General features: G+C 37.2%; 29 protein-coding genes. 8 read left to right on the top strand and 21 right to left on the bottom strand.

The features are described from left to right. Window positions 1-9 precede the first annotated feature (9 nt). The 4 genes from gldD to mutY form a co-directional block, all read right to left on the bottom strand. Window positions 10-573, bottom strand: a complete 564-nt coding sequence (gene gldD / locus G530_RS0103505; RefSeq protein WP_026933210.1) for a gliding motility lipoprotein GldD — start codon at window positions 571-573, stop codon at window positions 10-12. Beyond that, on the bottom strand, window positions 570-1892 hold the full coding sequence (locus tag G530_RS0103500; RefSeq protein ID WP_026933209.1) for a gliding motility-associated protein GldE: 1323 nt from the start codon (window positions 1890-1892) through the stop codon (window positions 570-572). Before G530_RS0103500 ends, gldD begins: the two co-directional genes overlap by 4 nt. A gap of 21 nt (window positions 1893-1913) precedes the next feature. After that, a complete protein-coding gene (locus G530_RS0103495) occupies window positions 1914-2387 on the bottom strand; it encodes a single-stranded DNA-binding protein (RefSeq protein ID WP_026933208.1) in 474 nt (157 codons plus the stop codon). A gap of 111 nt (window positions 2388-2498) precedes the next feature. After that, window positions 2499-3551: an A/G-specific adenine glycosylase gene (mutY, locus tag G530_RS0103490; RefSeq protein WP_026933207.1), complete on the bottom strand. Its 1053-nt coding sequence runs from the start codon at window positions 3549-3551 to the stop codon at window positions 2499-2501. A 140-nt stretch (window positions 3552-3691) separates the two neighbouring features. Between mutY and G530_RS0103485 the strand changes: the two genes are divergently transcribed. The 4 genes from G530_RS0103485 (at window position 3692) to G530_RS0103465 (ending at window position 7322) form a co-directional block, all read left to right on the top strand. After that, window positions 3692-3982, top strand: coding sequence for an HU family DNA-binding protein (locus tag G530_RS0103485; protein WP_026933206.1), 291 nt, complete (start codon window positions 3692-3694; stop codon window positions 3980-3982). A 315-nt stretch (window positions 3983-4297) separates the two neighbouring features. Further along, window positions 4298-5836 carry an Rne/Rng family ribonuclease gene (locus G530_RS0103480; RefSeq protein WP_026933205.1) on the top strand — a complete coding sequence of 513 codons (1539 nt, stop codon included), beginning with the start codon at window positions 4298-4300 and terminating at the stop codon, window positions 5834-5836. Window positions 5837-6051: 215 nt separating this feature from the next. Continuing rightward, window positions 6052-6537, top strand: a complete 486-nt coding sequence (locus G530_RS0103475) for a YciE/YciF ferroxidase family protein (RefSeq protein ID WP_026933204.1) — start codon at window positions 6052-6054, stop codon at window positions 6535-6537. Window positions 6538-6845: 308 nt separating this feature from the next. Continuing rightward, window positions 6846-7322 (top strand): regulatory protein RecX, encoded by a 477-nt coding sequence (locus G530_RS0103465; protein WP_026933202.1) that lies wholly within the window; start codon window positions 6846-6848, stop codon window positions 7320-7322. Here the strand turns inward: G530_RS0103465 and G530_RS0103460 are convergent. From G530_RS0103460 to G530_RS0103425, 8 genes are all read right to left on the bottom strand, one after another. Then, the gene (locus G530_RS0103460) at window positions 7312-8193 is read right to left on the bottom strand and encodes a cupin-like domain-containing protein (RefSeq protein ID WP_026933201.1); all 882 of its coding nucleotides are present in this window, start codon (window positions 8191-8193) and stop codon (window positions 7312-7314) included. The genes G530_RS0103465 and G530_RS0103460 overlap by 11 nt on opposite strands. Continuing rightward, the gene (locus G530_RS0103455) at window positions 8190-9062 is read right to left on the bottom strand and encodes a cupin-like domain-containing protein (RefSeq protein WP_026933200.1); all 873 of its coding nucleotides are present in this window, start codon (window positions 9060-9062) and stop codon (window positions 8190-8192) included. The genes G530_RS0103460 and G530_RS0103455 overlap by 4 nt, the downstream gene beginning before the upstream one ends. 17 nt (window positions 9063-9079) lie before the next feature. Further along, complete coding sequence (gene bioB, locus G530_RS0103450; RefSeq protein ID WP_026933199.1) at window positions 9080-10171, bottom strand: biotin synthase BioB; 1092 nt, start codon at window positions 10169-10171, stop codon at window positions 9080-9082. A gap of 88 nt (window positions 10172-10259) precedes the next feature. Beyond that, window positions 10260-11414, bottom strand: a complete 1155-nt coding sequence (locus G530_RS0103445; RefSeq protein ID WP_026933198.1) for a beta-ketoacyl synthase N-terminal-like domain-containing protein — start codon at window positions 11412-11414, stop codon at window positions 10260-10262. 57 nt (window positions 11415-11471) lie between these two features. After that, window positions 11472-12071 carry an SET domain-containing protein gene (locus G530_RS0103440; protein WP_026933197.1) on the bottom strand — a complete coding sequence of 200 codons (600 nt, stop codon included), beginning with the start codon at window positions 12069-12071 and terminating at the stop codon, window positions 11472-11474. Window positions 12072-12148: 77 nt separating this feature from the next. Beyond that, entirely contained in the window at window positions 12149-13438 is a 1290-nt protein-coding gene (bioA, locus tag G530_RS0103435; RefSeq protein WP_026933196.1) for an adenosylmethionine--8-amino-7-oxononanoate transaminase, read from the bottom strand. Beyond that, on the bottom strand, window positions 13426-14049 hold the full coding sequence (bioD, locus tag G530_RS0103430; protein WP_026933195.1) for a dethiobiotin synthase: 624 nt from the start codon (window positions 14047-14049) through the stop codon (window positions 13426-13428). Before bioD ends, bioA begins: the two co-directional genes overlap by 13 nt. Beyond that, a complete protein-coding gene (locus G530_RS0103425) occupies window positions 14049-15206 on the bottom strand; it encodes an aminotransferase class I/II-fold pyridoxal phosphate-dependent enzyme (RefSeq protein WP_026933194.1) in 1158 nt (385 codons plus the stop codon). The genes bioD and G530_RS0103425 overlap by 1 nt, the downstream gene beginning before the upstream one ends. A 33-nt stretch (window positions 15207-15239) precedes the next feature. Here G530_RS0103425 and G530_RS0103420 point away from each other — a divergent pair, with 33 nt between their 5' ends. Then, the gene (locus G530_RS0103420) at window positions 15240-15680 is read left to right on the top strand and encodes an MgtC/SapB family protein (protein ID WP_026933193.1); all 441 of its coding nucleotides are present in this window, start codon (window positions 15240-15242) and stop codon (window positions 15678-15680) included. 1 nt (window position 15681) lies between these two features. Here G530_RS0103420 and mnhG read toward each other — a convergent pair whose 3' ends face one another. The 7 genes from mnhG to G530_RS0103385 are packed head-to-tail and all read right to left on the bottom strand — an operon-like array spanning window position 15682 to window position 21469. Continuing rightward, entirely contained in the window at window positions 15682-16086 is a 405-nt protein-coding gene (mnhG, locus tag G530_RS0103415; RefSeq protein WP_026933192.1) for a monovalent cation/H(+) antiporter subunit G, read from the bottom strand. Continuing rightward, window positions 16083-16355, bottom strand: coding sequence for a cation:proton antiporter (locus tag G530_RS0103410; protein ID WP_026933191.1), 273 nt, complete (start codon window positions 16353-16355; stop codon window positions 16083-16085). The genes mnhG and G530_RS0103410 overlap by 4 nt, the downstream gene beginning before the upstream one ends. Then, the gene (locus G530_RS0103405; protein ID WP_084519398.1) at window positions 16352-16828 is read right to left on the bottom strand and encodes a Na+/H+ antiporter subunit E; all 477 of its coding nucleotides are present in this window, start codon (window positions 16826-16828) and stop codon (window positions 16352-16354) included. Before G530_RS0103405 ends, G530_RS0103410 begins: the two co-directional genes overlap by 4 nt. A gap of 6 nt (window positions 16829-16834) precedes the next feature. Next, the gene (locus G530_RS0103400) at window positions 16835-18349 is read right to left on the bottom strand and encodes a proton-conducting transporter transmembrane domain-containing protein (protein WP_026933189.1); all 1515 of its coding nucleotides are present in this window, start codon (window positions 18347-18349) and stop codon (window positions 16835-16837) included. Next, window positions 18346-18699, bottom strand: a complete 354-nt coding sequence (locus G530_RS0103395; protein ID WP_026933188.1) for a Na+/H+ antiporter subunit C — start codon at window positions 18697-18699, stop codon at window positions 18346-18348. The genes G530_RS0103400 and G530_RS0103395 overlap by 4 nt, the downstream gene beginning before the upstream one ends. Window position 18700: 1 nt before the next feature. Beyond that, on the bottom strand, window positions 18701-19117 hold the full coding sequence (locus tag G530_RS0103390) for a Na+/H+ antiporter subunit B (RefSeq protein WP_026933187.1): 417 nt from the start codon (window positions 19115-19117) through the stop codon (window positions 18701-18703). A gap of 3 nt (window positions 19118-19120) precedes the next feature. Further along, the gene (locus tag G530_RS0103385) at window positions 19121-21469 is read right to left on the bottom strand and encodes a putative monovalent cation/H+ antiporter subunit A (protein ID WP_026933186.1); all 2349 of its coding nucleotides are present in this window, start codon (window positions 21467-21469) and stop codon (window positions 19121-19123) included. Between the two features lie 256 nt (window positions 21470-21725). On the opposite strand from G530_RS0103385, the gene G530_RS0103375 reads away from it, so the two are divergent. The 3 genes from G530_RS0103375 (at window position 21726) to G530_RS0103365 (ending at window position 24280) form a co-directional block, all read left to right on the top strand. Next, window positions 21726-22241, top strand: a complete 516-nt coding sequence (locus tag G530_RS0103375) for a DUF2975 domain-containing protein (protein WP_084519380.1) — start codon at window positions 21726-21728, stop codon at window positions 22239-22241. Between the two features lie 2 nt (window positions 22242-22243). Beyond that, a complete protein-coding gene (locus G530_RS0103370) occupies window positions 22244-22447 on the top strand; it encodes a helix-turn-helix domain-containing protein (protein WP_026933184.1) in 204 nt (67 codons plus the stop codon). A gap of 63 nt (window positions 22448-22510) precedes the next feature. Then, window positions 22511-24280, top strand: a complete 1770-nt coding sequence (locus G530_RS0103365; protein ID WP_026933183.1) for a M61 family metallopeptidase — start codon at window positions 22511-22513, stop codon at window positions 24278-24280. Between the two features lie 92 nt (window positions 24281-24372). Here the strand turns inward: G530_RS0103365 and G530_RS0103360 are convergent, their stop codons facing one another. After that, window positions 24373-25572, bottom strand: a complete 1200-nt coding sequence (locus G530_RS0103360) for an OmpA family protein (protein WP_169514030.1) — start codon at window positions 25570-25572, stop codon at window positions 24373-24375. A 268-nt stretch (window positions 25573-25840) separates the two neighbouring features. Then, entirely contained in the window at window positions 25841-26137 is a 297-nt protein-coding gene (locus G530_RS0103355) for a F0F1 ATP synthase subunit delta/epsilon (protein WP_026933181.1), read from the bottom strand.

The following is a 26137-nucleotide window of genomic DNA, read 5'->3' as shown; positions in this document are numbered from 1 at the left end:
AGGAGGTTGTTAATAATTCCATTTTAAACTCTCCATTAAGTGACGAATATCCTTTTTAAGATATTCAGCTGCAGGAACAATGGAGTCAAAATTTGGAAGGCTTTGAAAATAGACCGATCCAGTGAGAAAATGGTCGGTACTATCGGTTAAATAGAACTGAGCTTGAGAAGCAGCATCTCCATCAACTTCATAAAACATTCCATACGTTTTATTAAAGTCATTGGTGTACACATCCCCTTCAATTACATCAGCCTTTATAGTGTGCTGTAATGGCAATTTTTGAGCATCTGTAAGCAACGAATCCAGATTGTTCTTCACCGGCTGATAGGTTATAAAAATAGATCCTTTCATTTGATCATAATCCAGCTGAATCCAGCAGGGAATACGGTTCCTAGATGGAGAAACCTGTGCAATAGAATTTTTTTCAAATGTATATGGACATCCTATATCTATTCTATTATATTCAGCTTCGGGATATTCTAAAGATAGAAATCCTTTAGGTTTTGGTTTAGGATCATCCTTACAGGAAATACATAAAAACGAAATTGCTAAAATGGCCAAAATCAATCTCATACAGCCTCTATACTCAGTTTAATTTGCTTGATTCGCTTATCGTCTATCACCTCGATCTTAAAGGAATAATTCAGAAAGGTTATTACATCATTCTTCTTAGGGAAACCTCCGGAAATTTCAAGTAAAAAACCTGCCATAGTATCTGCTTCTCCTTTTTGATCTTCAAAGACCGTATGATCTTCAATCTTAGCAATTTTATAAAAGTCTTTTAGAGGGGTTTTTCCTTCAAAAACAAAATTATTCTCATCTAGTTTAGAATAGATAAGGTCCTCATCATCAAACTCATCACTTATATCACCAACAATTTCTTCAATAATATCTTCCAGGGAAATAAGACCACTTGTACCACCATACTCATCAACAACGATCGCAAGGTGATTTTTCTTGTCCTTAAATTCATTTAAAAGATCATCCAGTTTTTTGTTTTCGGGCACAAAATATGGTTCACGTAAAAGACTGGTCCAATCAAAGTTTTTTGCATTCAAATATGGCAAAAGATCTTTTATGTAAAGTATACCTATTACATTATCCACATTTTCACGGAAAACCGGAATCCTAGAATAACCGTTTTCAATTATTTCAGGAAAAATATCTGTAAACGAACTTTCTTCGTTCAGGGCGAAAATATCCATACGTGGTCGCATCACCTGTTTGGTATCTGTATTCCCGAAACTAACGATTCCCTGCAATATTTTTTGCTCTTCCCTGGTTGTATCTTCTTCGCTGGTTAACTCCAAAGCCTGAGAAAGATGATCTATAGATATGAACGATCTTTGCTTACCGAATTTCTCATGGAAATATAGGGTAACCACACGCATGGGAGTGCTTAACGGTGAAAATAGAGTATCCAGAACATTGATAGGATAGGCCATAAAATTAGAGAACTGAACCTTATTTCTGCTTGCATAAACTTTCGGCAGTATCTCTCCGAACAAAAGAATAAGAAAGGTCACCAGACCAACTTCAAATAGAAAACGAAGATCCACACCATAGAATTCGGTATTAACCCCGGCGAACAGATCATCGGCGAGATTATCAAACAAGAGAACAATGGCAATATTAATGAAGTTGTTTGCTACAAGTATCGTAGCTAAAAGCTTCTTAGGCTTTTCAAGTAGATTGATAACAATATTCTGCGTCTTAGACCTTTTCCCGTCTTCGGTAATAAAATTAGCCGGGGTTAGGGAAAAGAATGCTACTTCTGCACCTGAGATCAAGGCAGAACATAACAAAAGCACAAATAAAAATATCAAGCTTATAAGATGGGTAAGTCCCATTGTGGTCCACAACAAAAGCAAACTGGGAGGCTCCGAATCCAAAGGCAAAAATTTTAATTAAACTTAGAATGGTAAATCGTCTTCCTCTTCTTCCTGAGAGTAAGACTCATTCTTATTTGCAAAGTTATCACTTTTAGGTTTAGCCGGCTGACTTCCTGACATTTGAGAATTGCTTCCTGAAGGTTCTGCTGAGGATTCATTCTTTGGAGTTAAGAAAGTGAATTCTGTACAATGAATTTCTGTTGAATATTTCTCAACGCCCTGGTCATCCTGCCATTTACGAGTTTTAATACGCCCTTCGATGTAAACCTTATCTCCTTTTTTCAGATATTTTTCGCAAATCTCGGCAGCTTTATTTCTAACTACAACGTTATGCCATTCGGTATTCGTAACACGTTCACCGGTAGTTCTATTGGTATAACTTTCGTTAGTAGCAAGTGGGAAGCGGCCTATAGAGCCACCACCTTCAAAATAATGCATTTTTACGTCATCTCCTGTATGCCCTATTAACATTACTTTGTTTAATGTACCTGTCATCACTTTACTTTTTTATAACCGAAAAACGGTTTTATTGGATTAAAATTTATTCTAAAATACTAAAAATTTTCAGCTGAATATTCAAAAACAGGCAAAGATATAAACAAGAACCTATTTATAATCATCAGGGAGATATTCATTCAAAAAATTTCCTATCAACACCGGGACCGGATAATCCAGCACCTTATCCAGGCTTACTGTATTTTTAGGAGCTTCATTAGAATTTACCAGCCAGAAACGAGTAAATAGATGTTGATGAGATAATTTATGAATCACAGGATCTTCATTATATAATTCCACAGAATAATTTTCACCCTCAATGAATTCAATAAAAGACTCATATTGTTTTAGTTCATTCTCGCCAATAAGTTTTTCAGATTCTATTAATGGAAATTGATACAGACCATTCCATATACCCTTGCCAGAACGTTGCTCTAGAATAGTTTCATTATTTTCAAGATCAAAGACCAGGTAATTAAAATATCGCTTTTTAACCTTGGTCTTTTTCAGCTTTACAGGCAATTCTTTAATAGAACTGTCTTTAAGGGCGAGACATTTGTCATTAAAAGGGCAGGTTTCACAATATGGATTTTGAGGTTTGCAATGCAAGGCTCCAAACTCCATAATAGCCTGATTAAAAGTAGCCGGGTCTTTCTTATCTAATAATTCTGTAGCCAGGCTTTTAAACTCCTTTATTCCTACCGTACTATTAATAGGAGTATCAATTCCATATATCCTGGACAGCACTCTATATACATTTCCATCTACAACTGCCACCGGCTCATTATAACAAATTGAAGCGATAGCGCTGGCCGTGTAATCGCCAACACCTTTCAGTTTTAAAAGACTCTTATAAGTATCTGGAAACTTCCCGTTAAGTTCATTGGCAACATATTTTGAGGTTTCATGAAGGTTCCTGGCCCGGGAATAATATCCTAATCCCTGCCAGAGCTTCATAACTTCGTCTGTTGATGCATTAGCCAGGTCAAAAACAGTTGGATAGGCTTCAATAAACTTATAATAATAAGGCAAACCCTGCTCTATTCGCGTTTGCTGAAGCATTATTTCGCTAAGCCAGATGTGGTACGGTTCGTGAGTCTTTCTCCATGGCAGATCACGTTTATTTTGCAAGTACCAATGTATCAGAATGTTGGAAAAAACCATAGTAAATAAAGAATGTTGACAATAATAGGAGTTTATTCCGTTATTATTAGTGAATTAGGTTTGAAATATTGCAGATTTAATTCTTATATTTGCCCCCTTGAAAAATTGAAACCCCATTAATAACTTTAAATAGCACGAAAATGACGAAAGCAGATATCGTAGCAAACATTTCAGAAAAACTAGGAATGGAAAAAGGAGACGTACAGGCTACAATCGAATCTTTTATGGATGAAGTGAAAACTTCTCTTGAGAGTGGAGATAACGTATACCTTAGAGGTTTTGGAAGTTTTGTTGTAAAGACTAGAGCTGAGAAAACCGGTAGAAACATTTCTAAGAATACTACAATTAAGATTCCTGCACACAACATTCCGGCATTTAAGCCTGCGAAAATTTTTGTTGAAGGTGTTAAAACGAATGTTGAGGTAAAATAATTGATTCCTTCCGCATTGCGGGGGCTCAAAAGAACTTTATATTAATTTTAAATGATATTGCACTATGCCAAGTGGTAAGAAAAGAAAAAGACATAAGGTGGCTACGCACAAGCGTAAGAAAAGAAGAAGAGCTAATCGCCACAAGAAAAAGTAGTGTGACAACTACTTTTTTTATTTAATCGTTCTTTGAAATCGAAACCCCCGACAGAATTCCTATGTCGTTGTGGTTTCTTCAGGATTCAAAACCTGTGAAAAAATAATGTTTAATCCATCTATGTTTGTTCTATAACAGATATGGATAAAAAATCTGGAAGTGTGGACAAAGAATTAATTATCCGGTCCGAACCTTCTGCTGTAGATTTTGCCTTATTAAAAGATGGAAAACTTGTTGAACTCAACAAGGAAGAAGACAGTAATAAATTTAATGTTGGGGATATTTATATTGCCAAGATTAGAAAAGCTGTACCTGGGTTAAATGCCGCATTTGTAAATGTTGGCTATGAGAAAGATGGTTTTTTACACTATCATGATCTGGGACCTCAGGTCTCTTCTTTATTGAAGTTCATAAAACGTGTAAGCACAGGTAAATTAAAAGATTATTCTTTAAAGAATTTTACTTTTGAAAAGGATATAGACAAAAACGGCTCTATTGCCGATGTCTTAAAATCAAATCAGTCGCTACTGGTTCAAATAGTCAAAGAACCAATCTCTACAAAAGGCCCAAGAATAAGCTCTGAGCTTTCATTACCCGGCCGTTATATTGTATTAGTACCTTTTTCAAACCGAATTTCAGTTTCTCAGAAAATTGAAAGCAAAGACGAAAAGGAACGCCTAAAGAGACTGGTAAAAAGCATTAAGCCCAAAGGTTTTGGGGTTATTGTTAGAACCGTAGCCGAAGGCAAAAAAGTAGCAGAACTGGACAGAGATCTCCAAAATTTAGTAGGTCGCTGGACAGCAATGTGTAAAAAATTGTATAAACCGCATCATCCTTCTAAAGTACTGGGAGAATTGAACAGGGCCTCGTCCCTGCTAAGAGACATTTTTAATGACTCCTTTACTTCTATTTGCGTAGATGATGAAACGCTTTATACACAAATTAAAGATTATGTGAGCGAAATTGCTCCAGAAAAAGAATCAATCGTAAAATTGCATCAATCCAACCAACCCATTTTCGAAAAGTTTGGTATCGAAAGACAAATTAAAACTTCCTTTGGGCGCACCGTATCCATGAGTAAAGGCGCCTACCTGGTCATAGAACATACAGAAGCTATGCACGTCGTAGATGTGAATAGTGGTAACCGTTCCAACAAATCCAAAAACCAGGAAGATACCGCATTAGAAGTGAACATGATTAGCGCTACCGAGATCGCCCGCCAGTTACGACTACGTGACATGGGAGGGATTATCGTAGTAGACTTCATAGACATGAATAAAGCCGAAAACAGAAAAACGCTTTATGATCACCTTCGTAATGAAATGAGTGATGACAGGGCAAAACACAAGATATTGCCCCCAAGTAAATTTGGATTAGTACAAATTACGAGACAGCGCGTAAGGCCCGAAATGAACATCAAAACCCGCGAGGAAAACCCGAACGGTGATGGTGAAATTGAAGCACCAATTAGTTTGGTGAACAAGATCAAAGTAGACCTTGAAAAACTGATCAAGAAAGAACATAAAAAGATCACGCTTAGCGCACATCCATTTATTGCAGCCTTTTTAACTAAAGGCTTTCCATCTCCCCGATCTAAGTGGTTTGTTGACCACAAACGTTGGGTGAAAATTTTACCTCGCGATGCTTACACGTATTTAGAGTACCACTTTCACGATAAAGACGGGAAAGTGATCAAATAACAAAAAACGCCTTTCAAGCAATTGGGAGGCGTTTTTTTTATGCCTTGTTTCAAGCTTGGTTCAATCAATTTACTCTTTTGAGATAAAAAAGTAACGCTATAAGCTTTAACTCCCAACTTTTAGTAATTAAGCAACAAAGCTTTAGTACAGCTTTAACTTAACCGACTGTTTTTCAGGATTAGATTTATACTTTATTAACCAATAAATATAAAATCATGAAAGATTTAAAAGATTTGTTCGAACATCAATTAAAGGATCTTTACAGCGCTGAAAGTCAGCTTATCAAAGCCCTGCCAAAAATGGCCAAAAATGCGCATGACAAGAAGCTCAAAGATGCTTTCGAATCTCATTTAGCAGAAACTAAAGAGCAAAAAGAACGTATAGCTGAAATATGTAAAGAACTCGGAATTAAACCAACCGGGGAAACCTGCAAGGCAATGAAAGGCCTTATTGAGGAAGCGGAGGACTTGTTAAAAGAAGATGCTTCAGAAGAAGTGAGAGACGCAGGGTTGATTGCAGATGCCCAAAGAGTGGAACATTATGAGATTGCTGGCTATGGTACGGTAGTTCGTTATGCAAAAGAACTGGGCCACAAGGATATTGCCGCAAAGCTACAGAAAACCCTTGATGAAGAATATGATGCAGACAATAAACTGGACAAACTTGCTGAAGGTCGCCTGAATAAGAAGGCCAAAAAATAGCAATTATTAAGTAGTGAACTAAAAAAGCCTTCCCTTCAGGAAGGCTTTTTTTATGAAATAAAACAACCTCAACCACTAAAAATAATCTGAATAAAACTCAATAATCTATATTTGAAGTATGAGAAAATATTCAATTTTCATAAGTATAATTACCCTAATTTTTGGTTTTACCTTTTATGGAGAACCGGTTTCAATTCAAATTTTCAATACAGAATATGTTATGGCCGCTGAAGTATTGTGTTTCGCGGTCTGGTTAATTCTAACTCTACTAATTCAGGCTATTAATTTAAAAAGATACTTCTCACGTAATGAAGCATGATCAAAAGTCCTATACCGTACAAGAAGCTTTGCAAAAACTTATGCATTATTGCGCCTATCGGGATAGATCACAAAAAGAAGTGGAAGATAAACTTGATGAACTAAGAATGATCCCTGAAGCAAAAGAAAAGATCATTATTTCCCTTATGCAGGAAAATTTTCTGAACGAAGAAAGATTTGCCAGAAGTTTTGTGAGAGGAAAATTCAGGATCAAAAAATGGGGTCGTATAAAGATCACCCAGGAACTTAAAAAGAAAGAGATTTCAGCGCCGATCATTAAACTGGGACTTTCTGAAATAAAAGAATCAGACTATAGAAAGACACTGTACGAACTTGCCGAAAAGAAGGTGGAGAAAATTACTGAACCCAATGCCTATAAAAAGAAAAAGAAACTGGCAGATCATCTTTTAAGAAGAGGATACGAGTCTACACTAGTTTTTGATTGCGTTAACGAAATTATAGACTAATATCATTCTTTTTATGTGTACGCTTAATAGCCTGTTCATTTTTATAATCTATCCACTTCTGCCCCCTAAGCTTACGCATATAATTATCGAAATATCTCATAAATATAAGATTATAAACAGCTTTAGAAAAGTTGGTTAAAGTACGTGGAGTCGCCCTAAGACTCATTGAAAATCCTGCCGTTAAATACGTCATATGATGCCAGTAACCTTCAGGCATATATAAGGTGTCACCGTGATTGAGTTCTGTGATATACCCCTCTGCTTTTATAAGAGCAGGAAACTTCTCATAATCTGGATCATTAAAGTTAATATCCTCCCTGGCTATTAAAGCATGAGGTACTTTATACAAGTGTTTACTTTCTGAAGGCGGGAAAAGGATACATTGTTTTTTGCCCTGGAAATGAAAATGCAGAATATTCGCATAATCTATGTCATAATGCATAAAGACGCTGGAGTTCTGGCCACCAAAAAATAACATTGGTAATTGTCTCAGAAACCTCAAGCCAATATCGGGAAACTTAAAATCTTTCTGAAGACGAGGCACTTCTTTCATTAGATGATATAAGAAGATGCGGTAATTTGTAGGACCAGATTTTAAATGATCTATATACTCAGACATTTTCATTTCAGCATGCGCCTCGTTGAATTTATACTTCGAAGAAATAGGACGATCATCATATAACGGTACCGTTTTGTCGCCTGCAAGTTGCTTAATATAATCGAAGTTCCATTTTTTATAAGCCGGCCAATCTTCTATTAATTCCTCTATTACCACTGGCTTTTGAGGCTGAACATAATCGCGCAGAAAATCTGATTTCGATATTCGTTGAATTCTAGGTATCTGCTTTAATTTCATTTGCTCGTGCTTCATTCCTTTATACCTGCGTTTTTATGAGTTCTCCTAATGGCAATTCGATTCTTATAATCTATCCAATCCTGACCTTTCATTTTACGCATAATATTGTCATAATTACGCATAAATAGAAGATTATTCAAAACCTCAGCGATCTGCTTTGGGGACTTAGGAAGCGATCTTAAAGTTAAAGACAGGCTTGGTGTCTCATATTTAATAAAGTGCCACCAGTGGCTTGGTATGTACAGGGCATCACCATGCTTTAACCTCGCCTCGTAACCTTTTGCCTTCGCCAGAGCAGGATATTTCTCAAAATCTGGATTATCCATATCTATAATCTCCATACTTACGATAGAGTAAGGAACCTTATAAAGGTAACCAGATTGATCTGGAGGATAAAGGATCACCTTTTTTTCACCAACAAAATTGAAATGAAAATTATTTGCAAGATCCATATCATAATGCATCACTACCTTAGAACCTTCACCACCAACAAAAAGAACTGGTAGCTTTTTAAAGAATTTTACTCCTAGGTCTGGATATTGAAAATCATCAACTAATTCGGGACAATTCTGAAGTAAATTAAAGAAGAACATCCGCAGATCTGAAGGTCCTTTTTCAAGAATATCAATGTATTCTTTGAACGGAATCTTCATTGCAGGTCCGTGAGAATTCTGCCTTCCTGTTGCAGGTTTACCATCATACACAGGAACTACAACGTCTCCGGTTTTGTCCCTGAAATATTCAAAATTCCATTTTTCCTTCGCCGGCCAGTCTTCAGTAAGGTCCTCAATAATAACCGGGCGTTTTGGAACAAAATATTCCCTAAGAAAATCTTCTTTAGAAAGATCTCTTCTTCTGGGAATATTTTGAAGATCGAGTTCCAATTATCGTAAGTTAAATGCTATGCCTTAGTTTTTGCTTTCTGCTGAGCCTCAAGATTTCTATCAATTTTATGTGCAGGGCGAGTCCATTTTGGTTTTTCTCCCTGTGCCTGATATTTAGAATTTTCAGCATCTACACTTTCCGGCTGAGATTTCTTCTCGAATGCTTTCTGAGGATTTAGCCCAAGCATTTTGAACATTTCCATATCCTCATTCACGTCTGGATTTGGAGTAGTCAACAATTTATCGCCCGCAAAGATAGAATTGGCACCGGCAAAGAAACACATTGCCTGTCCTTCTCTACTCATCTGAGTTCTTCCTGCCGAAAGTCTAACCTGGGTTTCTGGCATCACGATCCTGGTAGTTGCAACCATTCTTATCATATCCCAGATAGGCACCGGTTTTTGCTCTTCTAGTGGAGTTCCTTCAACAGGAACTAAAGCATTGATCGGCACAGATTCCGGCTGAGGATTTAAAGTAGAAAGAGCCACTAGCATTCCTGCACGATCGGCTTCACTTTCTCCCATTCCTATAATTCCACCGCTACAAACCGTAACGTTGGTTTTTCTAACATTCCCGATAGTGTCCAGTCTATCCTGGTAACCACGGGTAGAAATAACTTCTTTATAATATTCTTCTGAAGAATCCAGGTTATGATTATATGCATAAAGACCAGCCTCCGCCAATCTTTGTGCCTGATTTTCGGTGAGCATACCAAGCGTACAACAAACTTCCATATCCAGTTTATTGATGCTTCTTACCATTTCAAGGACATTATCAAATTCTTCCCCATCCTTCACATTTCTCCATGCAGCACCCATACATACTCGAGAACTACCAGAAGCTTTTGCTCTAAGTGCCTGTGCTTTCACCTGATTCACGCTCATAAGATCATTCCCTTCCAGATCTGTATGATAACGGGCTGCCTGGGGGCAGTATCCGCAATCTTCAGGGCAACCACCGGTCTTTATAGAGAGTAGGGTTGAAACCTGAACGGTATTAGGATCGTGATGTTGACGGTGAATTGTAGCCGCTTCGTAAAGCAACTCCATAAAAGGCTTATTATATATTTCGAGGATCTCTTCTTTAGTCCAGTCGTGTTTTAGTGCCATGTAATTAGATTTGTATTCAAAAATAAAGAAAACTGAGGTTTAATAAGGAATGCTTCCTTAAGTTTTATAAAGGGGAAGCTAACAATTTTTATTTTCTTCCTATCAGGATCGAAACAGCATTTCCCCCAAAGCCTACAGAGTTGACTAATATTTTTTCTAGTTTATCTGGTTTCTGTTGAAATTCTGAAAACGGCACTGGTAAGAATTGTTGATGCTGAAGCATTAGAACGGCCATTTGCAGACTCAGTATTCCGGAAGCTGCGAAGCTATGCCCGGTTTTCCATTTATTACTGGTCATCGCTGGTAATCTATCTGTAAATACTTTTTTTATCGCATTCACTTCGGCCAGATCACCTCCAATAGTTCCGGGAGCATGCATCACAACCGCATCGATCTCATTTACATTTAGATCTCCAATAGCCATTTTCATGGATTTTTGCAGACATTTTCCATTTTTTGAAAGGGAAGCGCCATGCTTCAATTTTTCATTTGCATAACCTACACCCTCTATGCTAGCCAATGAATTATTTTCTTCTGAAGAACTCAGAGTGACCATTCCGGCTCCTTCACTTAAGATCATCGAGTTTCTGGACTTCTCCATATCCAGCGCTCTACAGGGAAATTCGTTATCTTCTGTAGCATAGATCTTCATTGCTTTCATCTGGGCTAGTGTAAATCCTGTAAGTGGCGCTTCACTCCCACCGGCAAGAAAACTTTTAGCCATTCCGCTTTCCAGCCAGGCAATAGCATTCAATACTGAATGCATCCCGGTGGAACAGGTAACTGAATGAGAAAACTCCGGACCATTGAGCTGAAGATCCTGAGCAACCCAGGAAGAAATATTTCCTAAAGTGGTAGATGGTGAGGTATAAGTAGAAGACCTTCCGGTTTCAATATATTCTGAATGATATTTTTCGAATAGACCGGTCGCACCTCTACTGCTACCAATATTAATTCCCGCATCCAGATCTGAAATTTCGAGATCCTTAAAAGCAGATCTGGCCGCAAGAATTGCATATAATACCGAATTATCCAGATAACGGTATTTGGAATCACTCTCTCTTAAATCCTCTACATCCTTTTGTTGAACTTCAGACAGGCTTCCAACCCAGGAAGCATCTCCTCCAGCTCCTTTTAAATGAAAAAAATGTTGATTGTTTAGGTAGTTTTTCCAGATCTCATCAGAAGTTTTTCCCAGTGGAGAAAACGAACCTATAGAACTTATGGAAATCTGTTTTTTCAAAAGCTTAATTTTTGAGCAAAAATAAGGCTCAATTGCCTACTGGCTAAATTTCGAAGGCTAAATTCTGCTCTTCTCAGGCTTGAAATAAAGGTTTTTAGTCGAAGGCATCGTCTTCTTACCACTTGCGACTTTTTCAATATCATTTTGCACTTCAGGTGAAAGCAGCTCGAACAACGGCTGATCTAATTTTGATATTTCAGGAAAAAGCGGTTCCAGAACATTATCCCACTGCTGGTAATATTTTAAAATATCATCAGGAAAAACCACTTTTCGGCCTACGCCTTCATCTTCTGGCACAAAAGACTCAGTGAGATTTAAATATCCATAATCATCGGTAAGTTCTTCGCCAATCTGAATGTTCTTTATAGCAATTTCAAAATTATAAGCTGTAGAAAGGCAGTTAGCCTTAAAACTATGATTAATATATTTAGCCACATCCCAGCATAGAATATATTCCCCCGCACTATTTCGAAAACTATACTTTTCCAGAAGCTCTCTGGTCATAGGCTTAAAGTTCTCAGGTTCTTCTGGAGAAAAAACTATATCCAGTTCATCCTGAACCCAGGTGATAGTTCCTTTTGTTATCACTTTGGTAGCAACAACTCCAAAGCCTTTTTTATCATTTATCCACTCTAATTTAGTATCAGGATGTATCATAATATTTCAGATTAACCTATCTAAATTAGATAAAAATTGAATCCGAATTTTATAATTTTTGACCGATAATAAATTTTCTAAAACACTACAAGTGATTCCTCTATCACTGCATATACTTTCTTGAGCTCTTCATCTGAAATGACATACGGTGGCACTATATAAATAGTATTTCCAAGAGGTCGAAGAAAAACTCCCTTATCCATGAAGAACTGAAACAATTTATTTCTTAGATCCCCATAGCGATCGGTCTTTATATCCAGTTCAAAGGCCATGATCACTCCTTTAGATCGGGTGTTTTTAACCCGGGGATGATGGGTAAGTTTTTGTACAAAGTCGGCATTACACCCTGATATTCGCTGAATATTCTCCTGTATATCTTTAGAAGTCAATAATTCCACTGCCGCTAACGCAGCTGAACATGCTAATGGATTTGCCGTATAAGTATGCCCGTGAAATAGTCCTTTGGCGATATCTTCGGAATAGAAAGCATCATAAATTTTTTGCGTACAGGAAGTAAGCCCCATAGGAAGTAAGCCAGCGGTTAGCGCCTTAGACATACAAATCACATCTGGCTTTTCTTCAATATAATCTGAAGCAAAATATTTACCCGTTTTACCAAACCCGGTCATTACCTCATCTGCCACTCTTACAATATCATGTTCCCTACATACTTTTAGAATCTCGTTCAGACCTTCAGCATCATGGAACTTCATGGCTGCAGCTCCCTGGATCAAAGGTTCGTAAATAAATCCGGCGATATTATGACTGGCTATGATCTGCTTAAGCTTATCAATTACTTTCTGGTTATTATCTCCGGTGGGGACAGGAATTCTTTCTACTCTTATAAAATGATCTTCGAAAGCTCCATTGTAAACCGACAATCCGGAAACCGACATTGCTCCAAAAGTATCTCCGTGGAAACCTTCTTCAAATGCCAGCATTACCTTCCGGTCATTCCCAAGATTATGATGGTATTGTAAAGCCATTTTGATCCCGATCTCAGTTGATGTAGATCCATTATCATTAAAAAATAATTTCTGCTGACCTTCAGGAAGGATTTTAATTAATGCTTCAGATAACTCAATAGCAGGTTTGTGGGTAAATCCGCTAAAAACTACCTGGTCCAGGTTTTGCATCTGCTTTGCCACTTTTGATGTGATATAAGGATTACAATGCCCATATACCGCAGTATACCAGGAAGAGATAGCATCTATATAATCATTGCCTTTATCATCTGTAAGCACACTATCTTTTGCTTTGACTACAGGTAGCATTTCCCCGGAAACCTTGTGCTGGGTTAACGGATGCCATAAATGCTTTTTATCCCTATCGGCTAAATTCTCCTGCTCCAACTTTATATCTCGCATAATTTTTCTCTAAATTTTTCGGCATATTCCAATACTACATTTTCATCAAAATATGGTTCTTCGTCTACCCTTCCAATCACCTGAACCTTGCCTATTTTCTTTATAATATTTTCAGTAGTTGGGTGTTCTTCGCCGCTAAAAATAATCCCGATCCTTTCAATCCCACGACTTTTAAGAGCTTCAATACTTAACAGCGTATGATTAATGCTTCCAAGATAATGCCTGGAAACCAGCACAACGATATCTTCTTTTGAAATTAGATCTATGATTGTCTCCTTATCATTCAAGGGGACCAGTAAACCTCCTGCACCTTCTACCACCAGGTCCTTTTTTACATGGGGAGCTTTAATTTTCTTAACCTGCAATTTAATACCATCGATCTCTGCCGAAGCGTGCGGACTCATTGGAGTATTAAGGGCATAAGCATTCTCGTGAAAAATGGTTTTATCATTCCTTACCAGCTTCTGAACTTTATGAGTGTCAGAATTTTCAAGATCACCTGCCTGGATCGGTTTCCAGTAATCTGCTTCCAAAGCTTCGGTAACTATAGCTGAAATAATGGTTTTTCCAACTTCAGTCCCTATTCCGGTAATAAAATATCTTTTCGGCATTATTTATTATTTGCTACAAAATTACCCAAGACTTTTAAGACCTCCGAAATTTCGTGCTTTGAATTATAACTATGCAGGCAGAATCTTAATCTTTCGCTTCCAGAAGGAACCGTTGGAGCAAGAATCGCCTTTACTACAAAACCATTATCCGCTAAATCTGAGGCAGCCAGTTTAACCCGTGTATTCCCAGAAATAATACAGGCATGAATTGCCGAGTCACTTTCAATAAATATATCCTGAAGATTATATTTCTGAACCTCCAACTTAAAATACTTTATGTTCTCCTTTAAATTTTTCAGAGAATCTTTGTCACTATCTAGAAACCGATACGCTGCACTGATAGCAGCTACAGAATGAGGGCTGAGCGCTGTGGTATATATAAAGCTTCTGCAAAAATTGACCAGATATTCCTTCAATTTATTGCTACATAAAATTGCCGCTCCATGACAGCCCATAGCTTTCCCGAAGGTATGGATCCTGGCAAAAACTTTACTCTCGAGTATTAATTCCTGAACCAAACCCTGTCCTTTTTCTCCAATAACGCCAGTGGCATGTGCTTCGTCAATTATTAATCTGGCATCATATTCCTCAGCCAATTCAGCAATTTTAATAAGATCTGGCATATCACCATCCATAGAAAAAACAGATTCGGTAACTATATAAATTACAGAGCCGGGCTTTTTCGAAGAAAATCGTATTAATTTACTCTCAAGATCTTCCAGATCATTATGGCGAAATTTGAAATTATTAGCGAGGCTCATTTTCAGTCCGTCCCTAATAGAAGCATGAGAATATTCATCATATATAATAATATCGCCTTTTTGCGGCACTGCTGAAAAGAAACCAATATTGGCATCATAACCAGAATTGAAGATCAAGGCAGCCTGAGAGTTATGAAAACTGGAAAGTTGATTTTCTAAAATTTTGAAAAGCGAATGATTTCCCGATAAAAGCCTTGATCCTGTTGAGCCATTTAGCCCGCCAGATTGCTGACTTATTTTTAAGGCATTATCTGTGATCAATCTGGATCTTGAAAATCCGATGTAGTCATTAGAAAAAAAATCTACCCCATTAGCAGATGGTAATAATTTCCTAAAAGAATTATCTTCTATTCTCTTCTGAAGTCTTTTCTCTAATTTTAAGGGTAATTTTTGCATTGTACAAAAGTAATCATTCACTAAAATTAATTTATGGATTGGTCATTATTCGCATTAAGAGTTGGACTTGCTACAGTTGCTGGTTTAATAATTGGTATGGAAAGGGAAATTCAGGGTAAGGAGGCAGGACTTAAAACCAATGCCCTTGTTTCACTAGGTGCCGCAATGTTTATTTTAATGTCTATGGAATTTGAAGGTGATGAATATGTAGATATTACGCGTGTACTCGGTCAAATCGTAGTGGGAATTGGATTTATTGGAGCAGGGACCATTCTGCAAAAAGGCAGGAAGGTAAAAGGACTCACTACAGCAGCTACGGTCTGGTGCAGCGCGGCTACCGGATGTCTTGCAGGTTTCGGGATGTATATAGAATTAGCTATTGTGAGTGGGATTATCCTTACTATAAACCTCGTTTTTGGTTATATAGAACATAGAATGTTGAAAAAGAAAGAGAAAGAGGAGAATACAGACTAGACTATTTGTCTTTCATTTTCGTGTGATCTACATTATCTTCTGGAGTATCATCAACAACACTTTTAAGAACATGCGTGTTCTTTTGATATTTTCCCCGTAGATCGTCCATTACAGATTTATCCCAGAGTTTTACCCCTATAAAATAGGAAGCTCTACCAATTAAATGTGCACTAACCGGGGCGGTTAGGAAAAGGAACAGAATAATTATAAATGCCTGTGAAGTCACATCGGCATTACTAAAATAGACCGTGGAAGACATTAAAACGAGTCCCACTCCAAGCGTTGCCGCTTTTGTAGTTACCGATATTCGTAAGTAGGTGTCTGGCATACGAACCAGCCCTATCGCTGCGAAAAGAACGAAAAGCGCTCCAAATGTTGCTATTACTCCTATTACTATATCTATCATTTTCTTTTTCTTTTTTCAAGATAATAAGATAAAGCTACCGTACTTAAGAAGGCGATAAGCGCCAGGATCAATGCCGTATCCATTAAGGTGGACTGGTTGTAAATAATACTATAGACTGCGATGACTCCAATCCCTGTTGTGATCAAAAGATCCAGGGAAACGATCTTATCTGCAATACTAGGCCCTTTGATAAACCTCCAGAGAATAAGCACTGCAGAAATTACCAGTACAGGCAAAATGATATAATGTAAATATTCAAATAACGTCATGATAGCACCTCCAAAATTCTTCGTTCAAATCCATCCTTTATACCTCGGATAAATTTCTCTTTGTCCTTAATATACATTGCGTGTACAAAAAGCACTTTCTTATCATTAGATACATCCAGGCTTAAAGTTCCCGGGGTTAGAGAGATCATATTAGCCAGAACGGTAATACCAATATCAGATTTCACATCTAGTGGCACCATTACGATCCCTGGGGTCATATTCAATTTTGGAGTAATTACCTCATAGGCAACCTCCAAATTGGCTTTTATCAACTCATATAAAAAGAAAAGAAGTAAAATTATCACCTTCGGAACGATCAGGAAGTATTTACTTCGTTTACGCTTTACCGAGATAAGCCATAGAATATGAAAGTTCAGGAAAAATCCGAAAATATAATTCTCAATTGAAAAATCCCCCGTCAGGGCTACCCAGACGAAAGTCAGCAATATGTTTGAGAGAAATTGATTCTTCATCATCCCTTAATTCTTCGATTTTAATACAGCGTCTATATATCCCTGACTATTAACCAGCTCATCTGCTATTCTTGCAGATAGGAGTTGAATGTGTTCAGCTCCAAAACCTATATACAAAGATACAATACTCAACAGAGCTACCGGAACAATGAACTGCAGCCTTTTTGCATTGGTCATTTTAGAAAAATAGCCGAAATTGCTTCTTAATGGCAATTCTTTGCCTTCCTTCCAGAAAACTTCTGCCCATAATTTAGCTATAATAACCAGAGTTATAAAACTGGCAAAAATTATTGCGCCTACTGTAATGTAGGAACCACCCGCGAACCCGGCTTTTATAAGATTTATTTTGGGCCAGAATCCCGATAAAGGTGGAATACCAACTAATGAAAATAATGGTATAAATAGTAATAAACTGATCTTTGGCCAATTTGCATAAATACCTCCCAGATCACGCATGCTATTGGTTCCCTTTATCCTGTAAACTACCCCGCTTACCATAAACAGGTTAGTTTTCACTATAATATCATGGATAAGATAGAAAATAGCCCCGGCGATAGCTACTTCAGTAAACATTCCAATACCAGCGATCATGTATCCAATATGACAGATGATAAGGTAAGAGAAAACCTTTCTCATATTATTCTGAACCAATGCTCCTATCCCTCCACTTACGAGAGTTAGAATTGCAATGATCATTATTATATTATTCAGAAACGGATCATTCACAAAAATTAAGGTGAACACCCTTATCAAGGCATATACTCCAACCTTGGTTAATAAACCTCCAAATATTGCCGAAACTGCAAATGGCGGAGTATGATAAGATGCAGGCAACCAGAAATAAAGTGGAAATACTCCCGCTTTGATACCAAACCCAATAAGGAAAAGTAGTGCGGTAATTTGCACCAGTCCACGGTTCTCCACTAACGCGATCTGACCGGCAAGATCTGCCATATTCAGACTCCCTGTGATCCCGTATAGCACCGCAATAGCGGTGAGAAAGATCATGGAGGCAAGGATGTTCAGCGTAAAATATTTTACAGCTCCCTCCAATTGTGCCTTTTCACCACCAATGGTGATCAATACAAATGAACTTATAATGATAATTTCAAACCATACGTAAAGATTAAAAATATCTCCGGTTAAGAAAGCTCCATTAAGTCCTAATAACAGGAAATGAAAAATTGGAAAATACCCGAACCTTAAACGATCTTTCAACACAGAACCTGCGGAAAATATTGATACAGCCAGCCCTGAAATTGCCGTTAAAAGCACAAGTGTAGCTGAAAGCATATCTGCTACAAAAGTGATCCCAAAAGGGGCTTCCCAGTTTCCTGCCTGGACGGTTTGAGTTCCATTCTGCCAGACATAAGAAAACACCCAGATAGCAAGTAGTACACCAAGTACACTTCCTATAATGCTAAATACCTTCTGAAATCTAATTCTTGCCCATCCAAACATCAAAATGATGCTAATGGCCATTTGAAGAAAAAGAGGATATAATATTAGTTGTTGTGTCATGAATCTTCGTCGGTTGCGTTCATTTCATCCAGATCATCAGTTCTAACTACAGTATGTGCTCTTTTTACAAGAACAATAGCGAAAGACTGAAGACCGAAACTTATAACGATTGCTGTAAGTATCAAAGCCTGCGGAACCGGATCTGCAAAGGCTTCTGTAAAGACTTTGGCATCCCCCGGAATGATTGGCGGAGCTCCCTTAGTAATTCTTCCCAACAGGAAGATCAAAAGGTTAGCGCCATTTCCAAGCAAAATAATTCCAATGATAAGTTTCACCATACTTCGACGAAGCATCATATAAATGCCCGTTCCGTATAAAATTCCCACCATTACTGCTAAAAGGATCTCCATATCAGGCCGATTCTGAAATTGTGAAAATTATAGTTAAGGTCACTCCATTAACCACCAGGTAAACTCCTATATCAAAAAATAATGCCGAACCTACACTCCCTAAAATCGCAACAGGATCATGCGACCATAAACCCGTCATAAAGGGTAAGTCGAATAAGGCCACGGGAGCAAATCCACTTAAAAAAGCAATTGCCAATCCCATAGGGAGTAAAAATCCAGGGTGCATTATTAAAAGTTCCTTGGTTTTAGGAAGTCCGTTTGCGAAGGAATGCAGAATAAATGCTATAGAAGCAATTAGACCACCTACAAAACCACCGCCAGGCAAATAATGCCCTCGAAGCAAGATAAAAATAGAAAACACCAACAATACCGGTAAAAGGTAATTAGAAGCTGTTTTTAAAATTATGGTTGTTCGCATGCTCTAATTTTTATTATTCTCTGTATTCTGACCCGTATCTGCATATCTTCTCCTGTCTTTCATCTTCAATCGAAGCTTCATTAACCCAAAGACTCCAACCGCTGCAATAGACAAAACAGAAATTTCCATCAAGGTATCAACTCCCCTGAAATCTACCAGGATCACATTCACTACATTCTTACCATGAGCTTCAATATAAGAATTGGCGGCATAGAAATCTCCAACCTCTTTACTCACTGGTTCAGAAAGAACCTCCAGGGCAAGAGTAGTGATAATCAAACCAAAAATAGTAGACAGGATCCCGTCTCTAAGCCTGGTCTTATAATCTGATAATTTTAAATATTTTGGAAGTTTATACAATACGAGTACAAAAAGTATCACCGTAAGGGTATCGATAGAAAACTGGGTCATGGCCAGATCTGGCGCACTATAAAAGACAAAGATCAAACAAATTGACAGGCCAACAACTCCCATTGCTGCAACAGCTGCCAGTCTTGAATCTGTAAAAACGGTATAGAAAATCCCTGCTATTAGAATCAGGGTGGTTGTGATTTCGTAGACCGTAATTTTAGATAGGGAATTATAATCTATAGTAAATCTTGTACTACCAATCATTATGTATCCCACAAGTACCACCAGAAATAGAATGATGATAGATATATAATTTCTTAGATATCCATTCTGAAAGAAATTTGTCCAGAAGTTTGAAATTGACATAAATATCTTGTTGAACTTAGTCAGGATATTTTCTGGAGCTATAAAATCGAATCTTGCGATTCCATTTTCTAATCCTTTAGAAGGCTTAATTATAAAATAAAGCGCCGTACCAACGCCAATAGTAATCAAACTTAGAATGAACACAGTATTGAAACCATGCCATAGCGCTAAGTGTATATTAGAAGCGTCTGCACCCATGGCCTCAACTACAGGCTTAATTAAAGGTGCTTCAATAATAAATGGTGCAATACCAAATACGATCCCTAAAATAGCCAGCAATAAAGGAGGCGCCCATAACACGAACCCAGGCTTTTTGGTATTTGAAAGTTCTTCAGGTAATTTCCCCGTAAATGGCTTTATTCCTGCCACGAAACCTGCGTAAAGAAGTAAGATCTTGGTGACAACGATCGCTATCATTAAGAAGATGACCAGTGACTCATAATGCAAGGAAGCTTCATAGGTCAATTCCTTTCCAACGAAACCTATGGTTGGCGGAATCCCCGCACTGGAGATCGCAGCTAAAATTCCGGCTATTCCAACCGGAAGCATAATTTTATTAAGGCCCGATAGCCTGGTAACATCCCGGGTATGTGTTTGATGATCTATTATTCCTGTAACCAGGAATAAGGTTGCCTTATAAAATGCATGAACAATTATAAATACAGCTGCTGCCAGAAAGGCTTCCTGCGTACCAAGCCCGGTTAGGAACACCAGTATCCCTAATGCAGATATCGTGGAATAAGCAAGTATCCCTTTAAGATCTGTTCTGAAGATCGTATGGATTGCCGAATAAACCATAGTGATTCCTCCTACGACAATTAGGGTTGTATTCCATATATTTTCACCACCCAAAACAGGTGTAAAACGCATTAATAAATATATCCCGGCCTTTACCATGGTTGCAGAATGCAGGTAAGTAGATACCGGTGTAGGTGCTTTCATAGCGCCTGGTAACCAGAAATGAAATGGGAATTGTGCCGACTTGGTAAACGCTGCTCCAAAAATGAAAATCACGGCAAGAAAGTAGAATTCATTTTCTCTTATAGCCTCACTCATGCTTAACATTTCTGAGATACTATAAGTGCCAGTCATGTTATTAAGCAGAAGTGCTCCTGCTAAAAGAAACAAACCACCTATCCCGGTAATTCCTAATGCGGTAAGTGCCGATTTTCTAGAGGCTGGATTTGTATTATTAAATCCAATAAGAAAAAAGGAAGTTATACTGGTTAACTCCCAGAACACGAACAAAGTGATCATATTATCAGAGAGAACCAAACCAAGCATCGCTCCCATAAAGGATGCCAGATAACCATAGAATCTATCCAGGTACTCATGTCCTTTCAGGTAAGATGAAGTATATGCAAAGACCAGAAATCCAATTCCGGTGATCATTAATGAAAACAATAACGAGAGTCCGTCGAGTTTAAACCCAAGATCAACGTTAAAAGAAGGAATCCACTCGTAAGATCTCATGATAACTTCTCCTCCCGCAATAGCCGGAATAAACTGGAAGAAGTAAACAAATAACCCTAATGGAATTAAAGATGCAAGAATTGACAGCTTACCTTTAAAAAATTTCCCCGTGAAAACGAGAAAAATGGAGAATAAAAAACCTGTAAGAATTGCGGTAAGCATACTTAATGAAATCTGTTTCCCGCAAATATAATAGTTATTATTGAAGATTTCCTTTTAGAGAAACAGTTAGTGCAAATAGAAACCAGCTATTCCGTAGTTGCAAATAATTAATAGATTTAAGCAATATATTCGGAACAAATTTCTTAAAAAGAATAAATTTTCGTTTTTCAGAACCTGCTCACCAGAAAATTTTCAAAATATAAATTATCGTTTTTCAATAATTAATCTATATTTGTTATCGAAAAACAATAATTAAATGAAACCACCTATACTTTTAAAAACAATTTTAGACATATGTTTCTTTATCTTATTGATTAGCTTAATAGCCACGATATTTATTTTACTTTCACACCTATTTGTAAACTCAGAGGGTATACCCATTTATTTAAATGACCATATAATCGGCGATATAACAATGCCGAAAATAATTTTGCTAACACTGGCAATTTTTCAAGCAGGTGTTTTTTTATTTTCAGTATATACTTTAAGGAAAGTAGTAAGAAATTTTTTTAAGAAAGATTTATTTACTCCATTACAAATAACAGGATTAAATTTAGCGGGAAGATTAATTGTATTAGCTAGTATTCTTGATGCAATTGTAAGTTTTTCATCAACTCTTATCCTGGAATCAAATCTGAAACTTCATTTTGGGATCGAATCAACTTTTGGTTCATTTTGGTTACAATTAGCTATGGGACTTTTTCTAATTCTATTGTCGAAATCTTTTGAAAAAGCCAAAAACTATAAGGAAGAAAATGAATTAACAGTATAACCATGCCCATCCTTATAAACCTCGACAGGATCCTGGAAGAACGGAATATGAAAAGCAATGAACTGGCAGACATAGTAGGTATTACCACGGCTAATCTTTCCATTCTTAAAACGGGAAAAGCAAAAGCGGTACGTTTCTCCACATTGGAAGCTATTTGCGAAGCCCTGGATTGCCAGCCTGGTGATATTCTTGAATACAAACCTTAACAAATTCTGCACTTTACCAGTGTCATTAAATTTTTACTTTAGACCAAATATCAAAAATCAACTATGAGAACTCTTTTTTTAGCCTTCCTAATAATTGGATTTATTGGAAACGCTCAAACTAATATTTATAATATTTCATTTGAAAATGCCGTGCAACATGAAGCTAAGATTGAAATATCATTTCCGGAAGTAAAAACCAATACCCTTAATATCAGAATGAGCAGAACCTCTCCTGGTAGATATGCGTTGCATGAATTTGTGAAAAATGTCTACGGATTTAAAGCTACCAATAGCAAAGGGGAGGAATTGAAAATTAAACGAAAGGACCCTTACTCCTGGCAGGTAAGTGATCATGACGGAATCGTGAACATTGAATACATATTATTTGCGAATCGTGGCGACGGCACATATTCTCAGATCGATGAAACTCATGCGCATTTAAATATTCCGGCAACCTTCATGTATGCCGAAGAATTTAAGCACAGACCAATTGAAGTAAATTTTAAGGTTAGAGAAGACCTTAATTGGAAAATTGCAACTCAGCTAAAAAAAAAATCAGGAACCACCTATACTGCACCCGATCTATATTACTTTATGGACAGCCCTACCGAGATAAGTGATTTTCAAAAGAGATCATTTGAATTAGATGGCCAGACCATAGAATTTGTTTTGCACCATCAAGGTAGCGAAGATCAATTTGGTAAATATTTTGAGGACGTAAAAGAAATCGTAGAACAGGAAAAAGCCGTTTATGGAGAATTGCCAGATTTCGATTATGAAAAATATACTTTCCTGGCCTGTTATATGCCGAATGTTTCTGGTGACGGCATGGAACACAGGAACAGTACTATTTTAACCGATACAGATGCTCTGGCAGAAGGAGGTATGAAAGGAAATATAGGAACCGTAGCACATGAATTTTTTCACGCCTGGAATGTGGAACGTATTAGACCAGACGAACTGGAACCTTTTGATTTTTCAGAAGCTAATATGACCGGCTCTTTATGGTTTGCTGAAGGTTTCACAAGCTATTATACCGGATTGATCTTATGCAGAGCCGGGATTAAAACCCCTGAGGAATACATAAAGGGGCTTTCAGGAACTTTCAACTATGTATGGAACTCTCCAGCGCACAAGTATTTTAATCCTATTGAAATGAGCTACCAGGCGCCTTTTGTGGATGCTGCCACCTCTGTAGATCCAACAAATCGCGAAAACACATTTATCTCCTATTATTCATACGGAAGTATTCTAGGTCTTGCCCTGGATCTTTCACTTAGAAAGAAAGATCTTAACCTGGATGATTTCATGAAGTTGATGTGGGAGAAATATGGTAAATCTGAAGTTGCTTATAAAATTTCAGATATTGAAAACACATTAGAGAAATATGCCGGTGCTGAATTCACTTCAGAATTTTTCAATAAATACATTTATGATAGTCAGATGCCAGATTATGACGAATTATTTTCTGAATTTGGTGTGCAATTGAAAAGAGAGGGAGGGAATTATTTTGGAGCTGCCACTACTGAAACTGATAAAGGCTTGAGAATTTCTGGAAATACTCTTAAGGGAAGTCCTGCATATAAAGCTGGTTTAACTTCCGGAGATATTATTTTAAGTATTGAAGGAACCGAAATAAAAACAAATGAAGAACTCAAAAAACTAGTTCAGAATTCAGATTCAGAGATTGTAAAAGTAAATTTCGAAAGATTTAGCGAAATAAAAACTACTGAGGTGAAACTAGCAAAAGACCCAACTTACTTTATCAGTATTGATCAGGAAGCTTCTAAAAAAGCTCGCAAGAAACGTAAAGAGTGGTTAGAAGCGAAATAACATTGCAAAAAGATGGGAATCCTGAACATTGTTTAAATAATACATTCTACCGCTCTGTATTAGATAAGTAAATAATGATGAATATCTAATATTCATTTTATAATAAATTCGGTCCTTCTGTTTTTAGCTTTTTCTAAGTTACTATCGTTTGAAGCTATAGGCACGTTTTCTCCCTTACCTTCAGTAGACAGCCTATCAGGTTCAACTCCAAACTCATGAACTAAGGCATCTTTTACTGAAGCAGCCCGACGTGCTGAGAGATCTAGATTATGCTCTTTACTACCATCACTATCGGTATGTCCAACGATCATTAATTTTTTACCCGGTTCTGCTTTAATTGCTTCGGCAATTTTCTTAAGTATTCCAAATGCCTCAGGCTTTAATTGATCTGAATCTACATCAAAAGTTATTGCTGTGGTAGAATAGCTCCCTGTTTTAAAAAGTTTCTCTCTGGGTTCAGGTAAACCTTCTGCAACCCGCAAATTACTTATTAATATTGCTTGATTGTCTGCTAATCCATAAGTATAAAACAATATACTACCAAACCTCTCTGTATCACTGAGAGCGCGAGGGGAATCTACAAATTTCTCACCGTTAATATACACCCGATACCTTTGCCCCTTCACAGAAATACCGATGTGCATACCGTCTTGAAAAGCCTGCCTTATATCTTTATTTACATTTCCCCGTGCCACCTCACCGCCATTTTCATGATAGAAAGATTTATAGGTCTGCTCCTTAACCCACTTCGGAAATGGAGAGGCATAAAAAGATACGTATCCACTTCCATATTTAAGAGGTTTTTCCCCATCACCCAAATACACATAAAAACCTGCTGTTTGTGAAGTATTATCTTCTTTTATATTAAAAGTCCTGGTATCAAACTCTACCGTAAAATCCCTAGAAAGATCTTTAGGCAAATCGGGTTCATACCATGTATAATTGTACAGCTTTAACCATTTTTGTTTTGGGTTATCACTCAAGGTTACAAGCTCCCCAGAGCCGTTGGTATTCCACAATTGAGGAAAGTCGCCTATGGGATCATCTCCAAAATCATCGGAAAGGATAATCTCCTCACCCGGAACCCAGTCCGATTTCGTATACATCTTTATTTCCTCTTCCCTGGTTGCTGGCACACTAACTTCGGCAGGACCGCCTGTGGTCTTAATTTCATTAGGATTAGAATTTTGATCACCCTTATTACCTAAAAGCGTATCCATAGCTTTGCTTGTTTCTTCCTCTGTCTTTTTTTCTAGTTTTTTGTTTACGGTATTTTCTACTTTTTTACTCAATTTTTTTAAAATCTGAGCATCTGCATCTGGAACCATAAAACAGGATACTAAAAAAAATACAATTATTTGACTATACATTTTTGCCCCCATAATAATACCCTTTACTAAATACAATACAACTAACTGACTTTTAACCCTTTAAGATATTAAAATTTATTGAAACAAACTACTTTTTACTCTTTTACGCTTCAGAAGGCCTTTTGAAAAATTTTTAATAAAAAAAGGCCTTTCGATTGAAAGGCCTTTTTTAAAATATATGTTCTGAAAGTTAATCGGCTAAAACAATAGCTTTATTATCTTTCATTTCAAGAACTCCTCCTTTAATAGTGTAATAAAGAACATCTGGCTCTGAAGTTTCATTTCTAAAACCTGACTGATCTTTTCTCTTTATTTCATTTTCACTTCCGGCAGTAAGACTAATCTTAACTTCACCTTCAGTTAAAGTAGAAACAATAGGAGCGTGATTACTCAACATCTGGAATTCACCATCATGTCCCGGTACTTTTACCGCATCAACCTTTGCTCTAAACACTACAGCTTCTGGAGTTACAATTTCTAAATACAT

The sequence above is a fragment of the Christiangramia echinicola DSM 19838 genome (genome assembly GCF_000423065.1).
GTDB classification, from domain to species: domain Bacteria; phylum Bacteroidota; class Bacteroidia; order Flavobacteriales; family Flavobacteriaceae; genus Christiangramia; species Christiangramia echinicola.
This window is presented reverse-complemented; position numbering and strand designations above follow the sequence as displayed.

Excerpts from the sequence above, each read along its gene's own strand:
- gldD (WP_026933210.1), bottom strand. The coding sequence starts at position 573 with ATGAGATTGATTTTGGCCATTTTAGCAATTTCGTTTTTATGTATTTCC.
- G530_RS0103495 (WP_026933208.1), bottom strand. The coding sequence starts at position 2,387 with ATGACAGGTACATTAAACAAAGTAATGTTAATAGGGCATACAGGAGAT.
- mutY (WP_026933207.1), bottom strand. The coding sequence starts at position 3,551 with ATGGTTTTTTCCAACATTCTGATACATTGGTACTTGCAAAATAAACGT.
- G530_RS0103485 (WP_026933206.1), top strand. The coding sequence starts at position 3,692 with ATGACGAAAGCAGATATCGTAGCAAACATTTCAGAAAAACTAGGAATG.
- G530_RS0103475 (WP_026933204.1), top strand. The coding sequence starts at position 6,052 with ATGAAAGATTTAAAAGATTTGTTCGAACATCAATTAAAGGATCTTTAC.
- G530_RS0103465 (WP_026933202.1), top strand. The coding sequence starts at position 6,846 with ATGAAGCATGATCAAAAGTCCTATACCGTACAAGAAGCTTTGCAAAAA.
- G530_RS0103460 (WP_026933201.1), bottom strand. The coding sequence starts at position 8,193 with ATGAAGCACGAGCAAATGAAATTAAAGCAGATACCTAGAATTCAACGA.
- bioB (WP_026933199.1), bottom strand. The coding sequence starts at position 10,171 with ATGGCACTAAAACACGACTGGACTAAAGAAGAGATCCTCGAAATATAT.
- G530_RS0103440 (WP_026933197.1), bottom strand. The coding sequence starts at position 12,071 with ATGATACATCCTGATACTAAATTAGAGTGGATAAATGATAAAAAAGGC.
- bioA (WP_026933196.1), bottom strand. The coding sequence starts at position 13,438 with ATGCGAGATATAAAGTTGGAGCAGGAGAATTTAGCCGATAGGGATAAA.
- bioD (WP_026933195.1), bottom strand. The coding sequence starts at position 14,049 with ATGCCGAAAAGATATTTTATTACCGGAATAGGGACTGAAGTTGGAAAA.
- G530_RS0103425 (WP_026933194.1), bottom strand. The coding sequence starts at position 15,206 with ATGCAAAAATTACCCTTAAAATTAGAGAAAAGACTTCAGAAGAGAATA.
- G530_RS0103420 (WP_026933193.1), top strand. The coding sequence starts at position 15,240 with ATGGATTGGTCATTATTCGCATTAAGAGTTGGACTTGCTACAGTTGCT.
- mnhG (WP_026933192.1), bottom strand. The coding sequence starts at position 16,086 with ATGATAGATATAGTAATAGGAGTAATAGCAACATTTGGAGCGCTTTTC.
- G530_RS0103410 (WP_026933191.1), bottom strand. The coding sequence starts at position 16,355 with ATGACGTTATTTGAATATTTACATTATATCATTTTGCCTGTACTGGTA.
- G530_RS0103405 (WP_084519398.1), bottom strand. The coding sequence starts at position 16,828 with ATGAAGAATCAATTTCTCTCAAACATATTGCTGACTTTCGTCTGGGTA.
- G530_RS0103400 (WP_026933189.1), bottom strand. The coding sequence starts at position 18,349 with ATGACACAACAACTAATATTATATCCTCTTTTTCTTCAAATGGCCATT.
- G530_RS0103395 (WP_026933188.1), bottom strand. The coding sequence starts at position 18,699 with ATGGAGATCCTTTTAGCAGTAATGGTGGGAATTTTATACGGAACGGGC.
- G530_RS0103390 (WP_026933187.1), bottom strand. The coding sequence starts at position 19,117 with ATGCGAACAACCATAATTTTAAAAACAGCTTCTAATTACCTTTTACCG.
- G530_RS0103385 (WP_026933186.1), bottom strand. The coding sequence starts at position 21,469 with ATGCTTACCGCAATTCTTACAGGTTTTTTATTCTCCATTTTTCTCGTT.
- G530_RS0103375 (WP_084519380.1), top strand. The coding sequence starts at position 21,726 with ATGAAACCACCTATACTTTTAAAAACAATTTTAGACATATGTTTCTTT.
- G530_RS0103370 (WP_026933184.1), top strand. The coding sequence starts at position 22,244 with ATGCCCATCCTTATAAACCTCGACAGGATCCTGGAAGAACGGAATATG.
- G530_RS0103365 (WP_026933183.1), top strand. The coding sequence starts at position 22,511 with ATGAGAACTCTTTTTTTAGCCTTCCTAATAATTGGATTTATTGGAAAC.
- G530_RS0103355 (WP_026933181.1), bottom strand. The coding sequence starts at position 26,137 with ATGTATTTAGAAATTGTAACTCCAGAAGCTGTAGTGTTTAGAGCAAAG.